The sequence below is a fragment of the Romboutsia sp. 13368 genome, assembly GCF_018336475.1.
Lineage (GTDB): Bacteria > Bacillota > Clostridia > Peptostreptococcales > Peptostreptococcaceae > Romboutsia.
The window spans coordinates 785394-785733 of record NZ_CP048741.1 but is presented as its reverse complement, the minus strand read 5'-3'; the positions used below and the strand labels follow the sequence as shown (position 1 = coordinate 785733).

1 protein-coding gene is annotated in these 340 nt (G+C 20.6%); it reads right to left on the bottom strand.

The window, feature by feature from the left end; all coding sequences use genetic code 11:
- Nucleotides 1-185: hypothetical protein (locus tag G3997_RS03175; RefSeq protein ID WP_296647997.1), on the bottom strand; the 185-nt coding region annotated here is incomplete at its 3' end.
- Nucleotides 186-340: the final 155 nt, after the last annotated feature.

Genomic DNA, 340 nt, shown 5'->3' with positions numbered 1-340 from the left:
TCCATAACATCTATCTTAAATTCAAAAAATACATCATCTTCTTTTTTAGACATAAATATGTAGCTTCCATTTTCTTTTTCTTCTATCTCATCACATATTTCATCATATATTTCTTCACCACTTACATATCCTAAGTATCCTGAATCTTTTATTTTCTCTTCTATTAATCTGTATATTTCTTCCATATTAATACCTTCTTTCTATGTTAATAATTTTAATCCTACCAAGAATTAATCATTTTTTCAATAGGTTTAATGTAAATTTAAAACTATGTTTATTTAGAATTTATTTTTATCATTTAAAATATTCTATATACTARTAATAATTTTTAATGAGAAAT